Consider the following 14,132-nt stretch of genomic DNA (forward strand, 5'->3'; position numbering starts at 1 on the left):
GTTATTTTAAAAACGTACTGACTTCTTGGTTGCGGGTAACCACGTGGGCTTTCAGGATGCCCAGCGCACTGCTAAAGTTGGCCGTACTGCTCAGGTTAGAATATTTTCCGGTTTCGGTAGCCTGCGGACCAATGACATAAGGTGAAATAAGATTGGTGTTTTTCTCAAAAAGCGCGTTCATGTTGGTGGTTGTAAACACGGTTTCCAGAAATGTTTTGACGTGTTCTTTGTAGCGGGCGTAGTAAACCGGATCGTTGGCCACGTAGCGGAGCAGCGGCCAGCTACTCGTCACTTCGGACATGGAAATCGAAACCGCCCGCATTCCTCCGCCCCCGCCATTGCCCGGGTTGCCACCCCCGCCCGCTGTGCTGGTCATCGACATGTTGTGATCCCACGGAATCCACGTTAGTTTGCCAGCCGGGGCGTTGTAGAGGTAATAATTGTGCGCCATCGCACCGTAGGTATCCCAGTTGACGATGGTGTTGTTGACCGCCAGAAACTTCAAATAGTGGTCGACATTGAACGTTTTTTCGAGGTTGGCCCGCCATTCGGCGGCATTGGTGTTGCGGGTGGTGGCGTTGAGGGCCGTTATGAAAGCCCGGGCATCGGACCAGTCGGCCGCCGTTTCGTTGTTTTTCTTTTCAAACTGGCTTTGCGTAAACTGCTGAAAGGTCGATTCCGGTTTGTAGATATTGCCGTCATCTTCCCCAAACTGGTCTTTCACCATCGTGTCGTCGATCACTTCGACCATCGTATACACCCCACAGTATTTCTGACCTTCGCCGAAATCGATGTACACTTTGTAAAAAGCCGTTTGTGCCGCCGGAACACCGGCACTGCGAAAAATATCGGCCACTACTTTCTCCCGAATCAGTGAATTATCGCTGTAGGCCGGCGACATCGACAGTTCCTTAAAACCGTAGAACCGCTGGTTTTTGATGTCGGGGAAGTCGTCTTCAAATTTATCGAAGTGCAACCGGAACGGGAGTTTGTAGATGCCGGATCGCCAGGTCGATGATAAACTCGAGTTGCCTTTCAGCCGGAAACCGACTTTGTTCCAGACTTTTCCGTTAAATTTGACCAGCAGGGCAACATAATCGGGGTCATCGGAACCAAAACCGCCTGCCCCTCCCATGCCTCCGCCGGTTGTGCCACTGCTGCCGAAATCGCTGCCAAACTTGGTTTTCATGTCCGCGCGGATCGCGGTCCAGTCGGCCGCAGTCATGGTTATTTCCAGGGTATTGACCTGTTCCTGCGGAAAAACGACAGCATAATTGGGATCAACCTCGTTGCTGTGCGACTCGGTGGTCCAATCCGAATTGGTCGAGGCCGGATCGATGTCGATGGCTTTTTGCTGGCAGGAAAAACTGGTACCAACCAAAGCTAGAATTAAAAGAAGGCGAGATGGTGTCATGCACATATACGGTTGGGAATCATTATTTGACCGTACGTACAAACTCCTGAAAGCGTTGCATGGGTTTTTCGCTAATTTTGTCTGCTCACGAAACGACTTCGGCGGTTCACTCCCCTCGTTTGTCGCTTCGTAGGATTGAACTGGAAACCGTATTTTCCTGGAATTAAATTGCGGGCAGCATTGTCATGTTAACCAATCCAGTACCGTGACGCTATGACCTTTGTTTACCACAAAAAAGAGAAGCCCGAAATCAGCCCGTATTTTCACCTGGCATTTGCGCAGGAAAACCTGCGACGCGAGAAACAACGGGCGGGTTTGCTGGCCAGTGTTTTTGGTGTCGGCGTGCTGATTGCCTCATTTTTTCACTCGTTTATTCCCGAGTCAGCCTTTCCACACCAGGCCAAGATGGCAGTCCTGCGGGTGGTCTTCAGCTTTTTGCTGTTCATGGGCCTCTATGAGCTCAGTATCTGGAACTTATTCCGGCTTTGGCTGAAAAAAGGCATTCACATGCCACAATTCACCAAATTCCTGAACGCGACGTTTGAAGTGACCTCCATATCGCTGTTGATGTACCTGATTTCGGACAAATTCGACCACCCGATTCTGGTCATGCTGTCACCCTTTGCCACGCTCTATTACTTTTTCATCATCCTGTCCACCCTTCGGCTCAACTTCTGGATTTCGTTTTACACCGGTCTGGTGGCTGGTTTCGAGTATCTGTTGCTGAGTGTGTATCTGCTGGAACAGCCGTCGCTGGTGGCCGACTCGCTGGATCTCTACATGTCCGTAGCGTTTGCCTATGGGGTGAAAGCGGGCATTCTGGTGTTGTGCGGAGCCTGTGCCGGTTTTGTTTCCCGGCAAATTCAGAAAAGCATCAAAACATCCATTGAAGGCAACGAAACGCACAATCAGTTGATTACCTTCTTCGGCCAACAGGTTTCCCCCGAAATTGCGGACCTGATCATCAAGGAAAAGGGTATGCTGAAAAGCCAGCACATGAAGGTAAGCGTGCTGTTTCTGGACATTCGAAATTTTACCAAATACGCCGACAAGCACACCGCCGATGAGGTCGTCGCCTACCAAAATTCGTTTTTCAGAATTATTGTCGACGTAGTCAACCGCCACGGTGGCATTGTCAACCAGTTTCTGGGCGACGGCTGCATGATCACCTTTGGCGCTCCGATTCCGCTGGACAATCCCGCCGAAAACGCGGTCAAAGCCGGTCTGGAAATCATCGATGAAATTAAAAAAGCCGTCTTTGCAGACCTCATCATTCCCACCAGCGTCGGTATTGGCGTTCATGTGGGCGATGCCGTGATCGGCAACATCGGCACCGAAACCCGGCAACAATTCTCCATTACCGGCAACGTGGTCATTCTGGCCGCCCGCATCGAGCAACTCAACAAAGTATACGGCACCAACATGCTGGTGTCGCAGGATGTGATCAACGAACTGTCCGAATACCCGGCCCTGACTGAATTGCTGGGGGTGGTCGACGTCAAAGGCATGGAAGATGGCGTTGAACTGTATAAGCTATCCTGACCTCAGAACAGGAACCCAACCCGCAGCATCGGCAGTCTTTCTTCTTCCGAAAGGGCATACAGAAAAGAGATGACGGTTTGTTTATACGGCGACAACCAGACGCCCCCGCCGTAGCCGTGGTGCCAGGTCTTCGAATTCTCGCCCTTCACCCACACCCGACCCACGTCATTGAACGCGAGCACACCCAGATAAGCCGGGAACAGGTACGTCCGGATGGTCGCCACTTTCAGCCGAAGTTCCGTGTTGTTGTAGAGCGTGCTGCCCCCTGCAAAACGCGTTCGCCGAAAACCGCGCAGGTTCGACAGACCGCCCAGCGTGTTGGCCTGAAAAAATTCGTAGTCCGAGAAATTCACCCCGCCCCCCACGCGTGAAGCGATGGTCAGCGTGGTTGGTAGCCGCAGGCTGGCATAAAACGCCAGATCCGACTGGAGCCGTGTAAGCCCCTGGGAATGGGTTGAAATGCCTTCGTAAAGTCTAAATTCCGTTTTCCAGTAGATTCCACGGGTTGGCAGGATTTTGCTGTCACGGTTGTCGATCAGAAAACCGGCTTTCAATCCGGCATACCACCGGCGACTGAACAGATTCTGGCCGTCAGGCAGGGTATTGGCAAACTGATTGATAAACCGCTTTTCATTTTCCTCCACCTCGATACTTTCCACGGCCGGGCCATAATACACGTTCAGGCTGCCTATTTTGTGCTGAAACAAGGCGCTGACGGCCATGTTTTCAAAGCGGGTTCGGTAATACTTTATGCCTTGTCGTTTATCAAAAACTGTGTTGTTGCCCAGTCCGAAAAAGTTATAAACGTAATTGGGCGCCTGTAAATCGGCGTCAAGTCGCAGGTCGGCTTTGCCAATCACATCCGTAAACGTTCCGTCGTAGTTGAAATTATAGGCTTCGGTGGCAAACGCATGATTGACCACAAACCGGTGTTGCTGGGCAAACGGCTCTTTCCGAAAACCGTGTCTGGTATATAAAAAACCGCCCCCCAGAAAAAGGCCATCGTCGGGGTTGTACTGCACCGAAACCTGCGGAAACAGAACATCGTACTTGAACGATTTCCGGTCGTAGGCATTGATTTTAGATTTTCCCGATAGCCGCACCCGCGTTTCGGAGCCGGGGTCCACCACCGTTTTTTTCGAATCATACACCACCGTTTCCCGCCGAAGCCCCGACGCCGAGGAACTGTCCGTCACCTGATCGCGGCCTTTGCCGCCAATGATTCGCAGCAAAATCCCGTCGTTGGTTTTACCTTTTACGATGAACTCATCGTCGCCCCCCAGGCCAAACAACCGCACTTCGCGGGTTTCATCTGCCTTGAAAACCCGCCGATAAAGTTGTTCACCGGTTTCCCCGGCTTTTTTCAGCTTGGATACCACCACCGTCATCTGTCCGTTTGGCTGCCGCTCCACCTCGAACCGTTCTTTTTTATCGCTGCCGGTAACCTCGACGGTTCTGGCCAGAAAGCGGTAGAGTTCAGCCGCATAACGCGCCAGGTCGGCCCGGCGGCTTTGCAGTTTTGCTTTGATGGTGGACGCTGTTTCCTCGTACGCGGCTTCGGGCAATTGCTTCAATGCCGTATCGATGACTGCATCCGTGAGTTGCCGGGATAAACTGTCAGCGGTTTGCAGCCATTCTTCCAGCGACGGTTCGGTCAGGAAACTGCGGTCGAAATACCGGGCGTTGAACGCCAGACCGGGAACATCCCGGATGGTGTTGCTGAATCCCTGAAACTTGGGCATGGCCCATTTCCGGCTGACAACCTTCGGAATGATGCCCATGTTCACGAAAAAAGCCTGGTCGCGGTCGCGCGGAATGGGTTTAAACTGCAATCCTTTCTCGGTTTTGAAGCTCGCCCAACGCCACTGGTCATCGTGGCGATCCCAGTCGCCCAGCCAGATGTCGAAGAGCCGTGCCTTCAAAACCGCCCGCTGGTCGACCTGGTTGTCATTGTCATCCGCCAGTTTACCGAGTAATTTGGTGGTACTGAGTATTTTTTTGGTACCGCCAAACTGCGTGCTGTTGGCGTAATTGCCATCTACCCGTTCTTCAAACAACGCCAGCGACCGGGCGAACGTCCGGCGATACGGCCCCAGCAGCGAGTCGTCGGGAACAATAACCAGTTTGGGATTCGTATGAAAAACACCCACGGCATCGGCCAGCGGTGGCACCACCAGGGCCGCGAACGGATGCGAAGCCGAAATTTGATCCTGCACCAGGTCATTGACAAAACCGCTGCGTAACGCTTTTGGAATGGCATTTTCGGCATACTTTTCAACGGATCGCAGCACGTATTCCTTGCCGTCCTGCCCGGCCATCCGCAGCGAGAACGTCTGCATGCCGCCCCCGCGCTGCAAGGGTTTGAGCCCGCCCGCTTCCTGCCGCAGATTCAGCACCGGAACCGAAACCGGGCTTTGCCAGACATCGCGGTAATTCTCGCCCAATAGCATCCGGTGCAAGGGTGATGCGGCATACTGGCCACTGGCAATGACATTCTGCTCCGTGGGCGCCGTCGTAGACTCGGGCACTGGCAGGGGCTTTACGGGCAACGTGAAGGCCGTTTCGAACAGGAGCCGACCGGTTTCCGATCCGCCATCGGGGGCAAAAAACCGGACCCGCGTCTTTCCGTTTTCTTCAAAATCGAGTCGGGCGAATCCTTTCGCCGATGAAGCAAATAAACTGTGTCGCCCCTTTTTTACCGGTACGGATTTGGAACCGCTGCCGCTGGTGACGTAATACGTCGAATCGCGGAGAATCAACTGCTCGTTGTGGTCGTGTCCGTTGACATACACGACATTCCGGTATTTTTTCAGCAGCGAAACCATGCCATTTCGCATCAGTTTGTACTTCGGATGCTGAATATCCTGAATATTACCAATCAACGAGCGGTAAATCGGGTAGATCGATCCCAAAACCGGTAAGGGAATATAGAGAGACGGATTGAGCTCCGTTAACGGGAAAAGATGGTCCTTGAGTGTAAAGTACCCGCCGTGTTCGCCGTGGCTATACATCGGGTGATGGCCGGCCAACACCACTTTTTTGTTCTGATTTCGGGCCAGCACATCGTCCAGCAACAGCAGAAAAGAAGGCAGATCTTTCGCTTCGCAATCCGATTCTTCACCCGGTTTGTCCCAGGGATGAAGCCACCATTGGGTATCGATCAAAACCAGCGTAATCTCTTCATTCAAAGCCACTTCGACCGGCCCCGGACAGCCGTCTTTCGGAAAAAACACGTCTTCACGACCCAGTTCGGCGGTGATGAAGGCGGCCTGGTTCCGCACCCGTTCCCAGCCTTCGCGCTTGCCCTGCTGCCAGTCGTGGTTGCCCGGAATCACGAAGGCGCGTCCTTTAAAACCGGACAGAATGGCAAGTTGATCCCGCATCCGGCGTTCGGCATCGGCGCGGTCGACATGGGAAGAATCGGGCAAGCCCCGGGGATAGATGTTGTCGCCGAGGTAAATCAGGCTGCTGTTGGCACCGCTGGTTTGCAACTGGCTTCGAACGGTTTTCAAAACTACATCCCCTTCCGGCTGGGGTTCGCCCGCGTCGCCCAACAGAAAAACCGTATAGGGTTTCGACTGGGCGACAACCCGGAAGGGAAAACATACCAACAAAAGAAAGGCCGTGTAGAGTATCTTCATACGCCTAGTACAATTCGGATTTACGGCTGGTTCGCAAACTCGAGAATATAACCGGGTTTTCCATCTCCTTCGCTGGCGATGTAGAGCGTCCCGTCGGGCGCAAAGCAAATGCCTTCGGGTTGGCGGTACAGTTTCGGGTCGAGGGCTTCGGTGGCAACGACCTTCCCCTTCCGATTGAGCACAACGATCATTTTCCCAACGGAAGTCAGGAAATACAGGTCACCGGTTTTTGGATGAACAGCCAAACCCGAGGGTTTGAATTTGTTGAACGGCACGCCAGCCTGACTTAGCAGGTCATCCTTGATGGTCAAGCCTTTATAAACCACCTTCGTTTTGATGTCGTACGTATAAACCGCCTTCTCGTTCTTTTTGGGATTCTCTTTCACCGCAATCAGCAGCCGTTCGGTTTCGGCATCATACGCCAGGCCTTCCACCTCCGTTTTGCCCGGTAAATCCGTGGGTGTACGGGCAATTTCCTTCGAAAACGGTTTAAAATGATACAGATCGCCGTTGCTTTTCAGGGTATAAATCTCGCCTTTGGCCCATTCGATGCCTTCATAATCGCCGTAGCCCCCAAAAACCGAGGAGTCGGTCACGGCTTCTTTTTTCAGATCGAAAAGGTAAGCAACCGCCTTTTCGTCCTGCACACAAAGCAATTGATTGTCTTTGTAATACGATAGTCCTGAGATTTCTTCCAGATCGGGCGGAAGTGTAAAGCGACGGGTGGGTGTTTTCAGGTCGTAGGCCAACGGCTGTTTTCCGGAAGCACTTCCTTCGTTAACAGCCTGATTGTCGGCATCTTCCTTGCTTTTTTTGGCCGTACATGCTCCTAAAAAACAAAGCAGGGCGAGAACAGCAACTTGTGATTTTTTCATTCAAACAGGTTTCATTTTACTTAACCGGGAAATAATAGGCCGCCAGACCAAACGCCAGTACGGAGGCTGCAAACCCGAACATAAAAGTGGTGTAGGAAATTCGGAGCAGGCGGTATTTTTTACCCAGGACTTTCCCCAGAAAATAAATATCCCGGGTCATGCTGCTGTAGAGAAAGTCGCTGTCGTTCATCATTTCCCGCATTCCCCACTCGTAATCTGCCAGATCCATTTTATGAAAATTACCAAAGAACAGCAGATTCGCCTGTTTCTGGTGAATGTCTTCTTTGGAAAACCGCCCGCTGGTGATGGTGGGGCGGGTGGCCAGAATGGCAAAAATGGTTGCTACCAGGCAACTGGCGGTTAGCATAATAGTGGGAACGACCAACTGCGGCCATTCTTCCAGTTTCCGAATCAGAATACTGATGATCAGCGAAACGATGATCGTGTTGACCGAAATCATGATGTTGGCCTTGTTGTCGGCCATGGCGCTGAGCTGGAAGTGGTTTTGGGAAGTCACGCGAAACATGGTTTCGATGCCGCGTCCCGGTTTTTTCGCTTTGTCGGTCTCTTCTTCCGATTTGTGTTTATCCGAGGGTTTCCCGTCTTTCTCGTTCTCTTCGGCTTCCAGTTCGGCCAGTTTGCGACGGGCTTTTTTCAGATTTTTTTCTTTCAACGGCGTTAAAACCTGTTTCCCGTAATCGGTAAAATAATGGTGTTTTTCCATGAGAACGATGGAGCCCTGCATCCACTTTCGTTTGCCCACTTTCCCGTAGATACTTTTCACTTCCTGCCGCAGCATCTCACTCCGTTCGAAAAAACGGTCGGAACTCAGATGAAACAGGTCGGCATCGCAGAGCACTTCAGCCATTTTTGATTTCGGATTCTGGGGCATCCGGGTGGCCAGAATGTTGTCGACAACCACCTGAACCCGCTCCGGCCCGATGGCAAGGGATTCTAAAAAAGGCTGGGCCATTTCGGCACCGATCGTTTCGTGTTCCTGACAGGCTTTGGCATACCCCAGATCATGTAACCAGGCGGAAATCAGCACGTTTTCCAATTCTTCCGGGCTCAACTCACTTTCTTTTCCAATCAGTTCGGCGGCTTCAACCACCTCGCGGGTATGTGTCAGGTTGTGGTAAACCAACGCAGCCGGCATTCCGTGCAGCAACGTTTCAGCGTATTCCCGCGTACGGGCAACTGACGATCGATCAGTAGGCATAATCAAGTTTCTGAGTTTAACGGAAAAAGTGGTTGTAGATTGTGACAAAAAATGGGATATAAAGTCTAAGTGATACCGGTAAATGAATCCATAGCGGACAATTTATAGGATTATTCTGGTGATTCGTCTATACATTTCGGCGATTCGTCTTCAAATGAAATAAAATCAATTTACTTGGTAAACTCTGTTGACTAGATTTGTGTTAAACCGGTATTATTCATACCACTTGCCTTTCCGAATGAAGCACGTTATACGGGAGCGGTTCAGTTTCGTTTTCATTATTCTGAATACACTCTTTTTTCCTGTTCTTGCACAAACAGCCTACAAGATCAGTGGTCGCGTCACCGACGCTGGTACCGGGGAAGGCATTCCGTTCGCCAATATAGCCATTAAAGGCAAAACCGTTGGAACAACGTCGGATGAAAATGGCAAGTTTTCACTGTCTTCCACCCAAACCGGCGATTCTCTCCTATTCTCCAGTCTGGGGTACCAGAACCGGGCTTACCGCATCATTCCGGTGGCTACCCAGACCATCGACGCCGTTTTGACCTCCTCCGCCACCAAACTTCAGGAAGTAAAAATATACGCCAAAGGCGGTGATCCGGCCTACCGCATCATCAGGGAAGCGATCCGACGGCGCGACCAGTTCGACCCCGACCAACTGACGGCTTTTCAGTATGAAAGTTATTCCAAGGTAGAAGCCTACGTCAACAATTTTGCCAACGAACGCAAAAATGGCCGCAAAGGAGGCCCGGTCGGCCGATTGCTCTCCAAACTGCCGGCCATATACGACAGCCAGGGAAAACCGGCAGTTCCGGTGTTTGTTTCAGAAACGTTTTCGGAATACTACCAGCGGGCGAACCCCCGCAAAGTGAAAGAACGGATTTTGAAAAGCCGCGCTTCGGGTGTGGGCATCAGCGACGGCGGGGTTTCGGCACAATTGACCGGCTCGTCGTTTCAACAATACAATTTTTACCAGAATTATATCAGCCTGCTGCGGAAAGACCTGCCCTCTCCGCTGGGACAGGCCTGGCAAACCATTTATAAATTCCGGCTGATCGATACGGTTACCGTTGGCGGACTTGTCTGCTATCAGGTCGACTTTGAACCCAAACGACCGACCGATCTGGCGTTTTCCGGCACGGCCTGGATCGATACCACCCGCATGGGTCTCACCCAGATCGACGCCAAAATCGACCAGCGCGCCAACATCAATTTTGTCGATGAAATCCGGATTGAACAGGAATGGGAGGATGTGGGCGACAGCACCCAGACGTCGATGGTTCGGTTGCCGGTTTTAACACAACTGTTGATCGATACCGACGAGCCGACGCCCAATGCGCCGGGTGCGTTGGTCCGAATGTACGTAGCAGCCCGGAACGTCAAGGTCAATGTGCCCAAAGAGTCGAAATTTTATGAACCGCCCCTGGAACTGGCCGAAAACTACAGTGAAAAATCCCCGGCATTCTGGCAAACGATTCGCCCTGAAGGACTGGATCCGAATGAACTTCGGGCTTTTACCATTGTCGATTCCGTCCGGAATGTGCCTTTCATGAAATTTCTGGGGGAAGTCGTAAATCTGACGGCCGTTGGTTATTACCCCCTCGGATCCCTGCACCTCGACGCCGGTCCGCTGCTGAACAGCTACGCCTTTAACAATGTCGAGGGGCATCGCCTGCGACTGGGCTTGCGAACCAATTCGGGGTTTAGCCGCCGGTGGATTCTGGGCGGTTATCTGGCCTACGGAACGCGCGATCAGCAGTTCAAATACGGCATGAACATCGACTACGTGGTCAGTAAAAAACCGTATACGATTGTCGGTATTCAGAAAAGTTACGACATCGAACGGCTGGGGACATCGTCGGAAAACCTGGGCGGCAACACGATTTTTGCGGCTTACACCCGTTTCGGAACGCTGCGCCGTCCCTATATGCAGGAGTTTCACAATACCTACCTCCGAAGTGAACTGGGCAAGGGAATAACGCAAACGATCAGTTTACGAAACCGGTCTTTCGAGCCGCTCTTTCCATTTGCCTACAACACCAATGATCGGGAAACGATTACGGCCAGTCAATACCGCACCACCGAGTTGCTGTTCGAAACCCGGTTTGCTCCCGGTTCGCTGATGATTCAAAGCGACAACGACCGGTTCAGCGTGGAAGGCAGCAACAATCCGGTGTTCACATTTCGCTACCAGCTGGGGATGCAGGATGTTCTGCACGGCGATTTTTCTTACCACCGGTTTAGCCTGAACGTACGCCATTCGTTCCGACTAGGCGTTCTGGGCCGAACCCGTTATCAGGTCAATGCCGGTTACATTCCATCCACGATTCCATACCCGCTGCTGTATATGCCACTGGGCAACGAGACCTTTTTCCGGGTCGAGAACTCGTATAACCTGATGAATTTCTTTGAATTTGTCACCGACCGGTATGTGGGCGTGATGGCCGAGCATAATTTTGAAGGCTTGTTTTTCAACCGGATTCCGGCGATTCGGCGGCTAAAATGGCGGTTCCTGGCTACCGGAAACATCCTGATGGGCGGAGTTAGCCAGGCCAATACGGCGCTCATTCCAGCTACCAACCAGTTAGGCGAACCGGTTTTGGGCTTCCAGTCGCTGAGCCGGGCACCGTATGTGGAGGTTGGCTACGGCATCGACAATATCTTCAAGGTGTTCCGCGTCGATGCGATTCACCGCCTGACCTACCGCAACAATCCCAATATTTCGACCTTTGGAATCAAAGTTTCGGCCTGGGTAAATTTATAACGCCTATCTTGCAGCCGTAAACGATTTCTGATTAACCAGACATTCTTATGGCGAAAGCACCAGAGGCCGAAGTAGCGACCTTAAAAGAATTTATTGAGGCCAGTGGCATCTCCGCCACGGCCGATGACCGTGGTTTTTATTACACCATCCAGGCTCCGGGTTCGGGCGAAAAACCAACTGTTCGCTCCAATGTGACGGTGAATTATGAGGGCTCGCTGACCAACGGCAAAATCTTTGACAGCAATAAAAACATCAGTTTTGGCCTGTATCAGCTTATTCTGGGCTGGCAGGAAGGCATTCCCCTGATTGCACCGGGGGGCAGTATTACGCTGTATTTGCCCCCCAGTCTGGCCTATGGTTCACGCGCTCAGGGCGGTATTCCGGCCAATTCCATTCTGATTTTCAAGATTGATCTGATTCGGATTAATTAACAGGGAATGATAAGTGTAAAATGAGGAATGCCGAATGTAAAAGTGAGCAGCACCTGGCTACTTTTACATTCGGCATTCCTCATTTTACATTTCATACCCTGTCGAAATACTGATTACAGGATCAATTTCGAAGGATTGATTCCCACCAGTTCGATGTCGAAGATCAGTTCTTCGCCCGCCAGCGGATGGTTGGCATCCAGCGTTACCGATGTGGCCGTCACATTCCGAACCACCACCGGAACCGCCTGCGGATTACCGTCCTGATGCATGTTGAGGGTTAATCCAATTTCCAGCTCAATATCGTCCGGTATCAGCGAGCGGTCAAATTCGAAAATCATATCTTCGCTCGACGGACCATAGGCATCTTCTACCGGAATCCGAACGGTTTTTGCCTGCCCTATCTCCATTCCTTTTACGCCTTCGTCGAAACCCCGGATGACCATGCCGCTTCCTACCTGAAACTGCAATGGCGACCGGCCACTGGAGGAATCAAACACGGTACCATCGTTTTTTCTGCCGGTATAGTGCACTTGCACCGTATCCCCAGCCTTTGCTTCTGCCATAATACGAGTTGAATTGTGTAGCGGCAAAACTACCCAAACCCGCCGAAAGTCAGGCACAATTTGCCGATTATTTGAACCAATGTTCTTCGAGCATGATGAATGATGAGCAATGAATGATGTCTGTAATCCGTCGGAAACTCATCGTGCATTGTTCATCATGCTCGTCAATAAGCCCTTGCAAAAACAACCCGTTGCTTCGACGGTTTTCCACTGTAAATACAGGTTCCCTCTTCCAGCTCGGCATCCAGCGGAATACAGCGAATGGTGGCTTTGGTTTCTTCCTTAATGGCTTCTTCGGTCTCGGAGGTGCCGTCCCAATGGGCCATCAGGAAACCGCCTTTTTCGATTTGTTCCTTGAATGCCTCATAGGTGTCAACCCGGAACGTATGCTCCTGCCGGAATTGCGCGGCTTTGTTGTAGATGTTGAGCTGAATCTCTTCCAGCAGGTTCTGGATGTGCGCCACCAGACCGTCGGCCGAAATGGTTTCTTTCGTTTTCAGATCCCGCCGGGCAATTTCAACGGTATTGTTTTCAAAATCCCGCATTCCCATCGCCAGCCGAACCGGCACCCCCCGAAGTTCGTATTCGGCAAATTTCCAGCCCGGTTTGTTGGCATCACTGGTATCGTATTTAACCGAAATGCCGACCTTCTTCAACTCCTTGATCAGCGGGTTGATTTTTTCCGATAACTGCGCCAATTGCTCGTCGTTGCGGAAAATAGGAATAATCACCACCTGAATCGGGGCCAGTTTCGGCGGCAAAACCAGACCGTCGTCGTCGGAATGCGCCATAATCAGGGCGCCCATCAGGCGGGTGCTGACGCCCCAGGAGGTTCCCCAGACGTAATCCTGCTGGTTGTCTTTGGTCAGAAATTTCACATCGAAGGCTTTGGCAAAATTCTGCCCCAGAAAATGGGATGTTCCCGCCTGCAGGGCCTTGCCATCCTGCATCATGGCCTCGATACAAAGCGTATCGTCGGCCCCGGCAAACCGTTCGTTGGCGGTTTTAGTCCCCCGGATCACCGGCATCGCCATCCATTCTTCGGCAAACGTGGCGTAGACGTTCAGCATTTGGGTTGTTTCTTCCATCGCTTCCCTGGCCGTCGAGTGGGCGGTGTGCCCCTCCTGCCAGAGGAATTCGGATGTGCGCAGAAAAATCCGGGTTCGCATTTCCCAGCGCACGACGTTGGCCCACTGGTTGATCAGCAGCGGCAGATCCCGGTAAGACTGTATCCAGTTTTTATACGAGCTCCAGATGACGGTTTCCGACGTGGGACGCACGATCAGTTCCTCTTCCAGTTTGGCTTCCGGATCCACGATGACACCGGAGCCGTCTTCCGCATTTTTCAGTCGGTAGTGCGTTACCACAGCACATTCTTTCGCGAAACCTTCCACGTGGGAGGCTTCTTTGCTCAGAAACGATTTCGGAATGAACAACGGGAAATAGGCATTGCTGTGGCCGGTTTCCTTGAACATATCATCCAAAGCCCGCTGCATTTTTTCCCAAATCGAAAAACCGTACGGTTTGATCACCATACAGCCGCGAACCGCCGAATTTTCGGCCAGGTCCGCTCTTTTAATTAACTCGTTATACCACTCGGAATAATTCTCGGAACGCGAAGGAATTGCTTTTGCCATGGGTAACTAAAATATTTTTTGATCACGGTTAAACCCTACGGTA

Annotated in this window: 9 protein-coding genes; 3 read left to right on the forward strand and 6 right to left on the reverse strand. The window is 51.8% G+C overall.

Annotation, left to right across the window (positions count from 1 at the left end; all coding sequences use genetic code 11):
• Window position 1: 1 nt before the first annotated feature.
• On the reverse strand, window positions 2-1,414 hold the full coding sequence (locus tag FH871_RS24855; protein ID WP_229317553.1) for a CotH kinase family protein: 1,413 nt from the start codon (window positions 1,412-1,414) through the stop codon (window positions 2-4).
• 213 nt (window positions 1,415-1,627) lie between these two features.
• On the opposite strand from FH871_RS24855, the gene FH871_RS24860 reads away from it, so the two are divergent.
• Entirely contained in the window at window positions 1,628-2,956 is a 1,329-nt protein-coding gene (locus FH871_RS24860; RefSeq protein WP_138994128.1) for an adenylate/guanylate cyclase domain-containing protein, read from the forward strand.
• A 2-nt stretch (window positions 2,957-2,958) separates the two neighbouring features.
• Here FH871_RS24860 and FH871_RS24865 read toward each other — a convergent pair whose 3' ends face one another.
• From FH871_RS24865 to FH871_RS24875, 3 genes are read right to left on the reverse strand one after another with little or no spacing between them, the layout of a single operon-like run.
• Complete coding sequence (locus tag FH871_RS24865) at window positions 2,959-6,597, reverse strand: BamA/TamA family outer membrane protein (RefSeq protein WP_138994129.1); 3,639 nt, start codon at window positions 6,595-6,597, stop codon at window positions 2,959-2,961.
• Window positions 6,598-6,617: 20 nt separating this feature from the next.
• Window positions 6,618-7,472, reverse strand: coding sequence for an SdiA-regulated domain-containing protein (locus FH871_RS24870; protein ID WP_138994130.1), 855 nt, complete (start codon window positions 7,470-7,472; stop codon window positions 6,618-6,620).
• 16 nt (window positions 7,473-7,488) lie between these two features.
• The gene (locus tag FH871_RS24875) at window positions 7,489-8,691 is read right to left on the reverse strand and encodes a Pycsar system effector family protein (protein ID WP_229317554.1); all 1,203 of its coding nucleotides are present in this window, start codon (window positions 8,689-8,691) and stop codon (window positions 7,489-7,491) included.
• A 238-nt stretch (window positions 8,692-8,929) separates the two neighbouring features.
• Between FH871_RS24875 and FH871_RS24880 the strand changes: the two genes are divergently transcribed.
• Window positions 8,930-11,458, forward strand: a complete 2,529-nt coding sequence (locus tag FH871_RS24880; RefSeq protein WP_138994131.1) for a DUF5686 and carboxypeptidase-like regulatory domain-containing protein — start codon at window positions 8,930-8,932, stop codon at window positions 11,456-11,458.
• A gap of 47 nt (window positions 11,459-11,505) precedes the next feature.
• Complete coding sequence (locus tag FH871_RS24885; protein ID WP_138994132.1) at window positions 11,506-11,889, forward strand: FKBP-type peptidyl-prolyl cis-trans isomerase; 384 nt, start codon at window positions 11,506-11,508, stop codon at window positions 11,887-11,889.
• A 113-nt stretch (window positions 11,890-12,002) separates the two neighbouring features.
• On the opposite strand, the gene FH871_RS24890 is transcribed toward FH871_RS24885, so the two are convergent.
• The gene (locus FH871_RS24890; RefSeq protein WP_114409587.1) at window positions 12,003-12,452 is read right to left on the reverse strand and encodes a peptidylprolyl isomerase; all 450 of its coding nucleotides are present in this window, start codon (window positions 12,450-12,452) and stop codon (window positions 12,003-12,005) included.
• 164 nt (window positions 12,453-12,616) lie between these two features.
• Complete coding sequence (gene proS, locus FH871_RS24895) at window positions 12,617-14,089, reverse strand: proline--tRNA ligase (protein WP_138994133.1); 1,473 nt, start codon at window positions 14,087-14,089, stop codon at window positions 12,617-12,619.
• Between the last annotated feature and the right edge of the window lie 43 nt (window positions 14,090-14,132).

Source organism: Larkinella sp. C7 (assembly GCF_006149005.1).
In the GTDB taxonomy this organism is placed as follows: domain Bacteria; phylum Bacteroidota; class Bacteroidia; order Cytophagales; family Spirosomataceae; genus Larkinella.

Bases quoted from the DNA above. Each gene is read 5' to 3' on its own strand.
- FH871_RS24890 (WP_114409587.1), bottom strand. From the start codon at position 12,452: ATGGCAGAAGCAAAGGCTGGGGATACGGTGCAAGTGCACTATACCGGC.
- FH871_RS24860 (WP_138994128.1), top strand. From the start codon at position 1,628: ATGACCTTTGTTTACCACAAAAAAGAGAAGCCCGAAATCAGCCCGTAT.
- FH871_RS24870 (WP_138994130.1), bottom strand. From the start codon at position 7,472: ATGAAAAAATCACAAGTTGCTGTTCTCGCCCTGCTTTGTTTTTTAGGA.
- FH871_RS24880 (WP_138994131.1), top strand. From the start codon at position 8,930: ATGAAGCACGTTATACGGGAGCGGTTCAGTTTCGTTTTCATTATTCTG.
- FH871_RS24855 (WP_229317553.1), bottom strand. From the start codon at position 1,414: ATGACACCATCTCGCCTTCTTTTAATTCTAGCTTTGGTTGGTACCAGT.
- FH871_RS24875 (WP_229317554.1), bottom strand. From the start codon at position 8,691: ATGCCTACTGATCGATCGTCAGTTGCCCGTACGCGGGAATACGCTGAA.
- proS (WP_138994133.1), bottom strand. From the start codon at position 14,089: ATGGCAAAAGCAATTCCTTCGCGTTCCGAGAATTATTCCGAGTGGTAT.
- FH871_RS24865 (WP_138994129.1), bottom strand. From the start codon at position 6,597: ATGAAGATACTCTACACGGCCTTTCTTTTGTTGGTATGTTTTCCCTTC.
- FH871_RS24885 (WP_138994132.1), top strand. From the start codon at position 11,506: ATGGCGAAAGCACCAGAGGCCGAAGTAGCGACCTTAAAAGAATTTATT.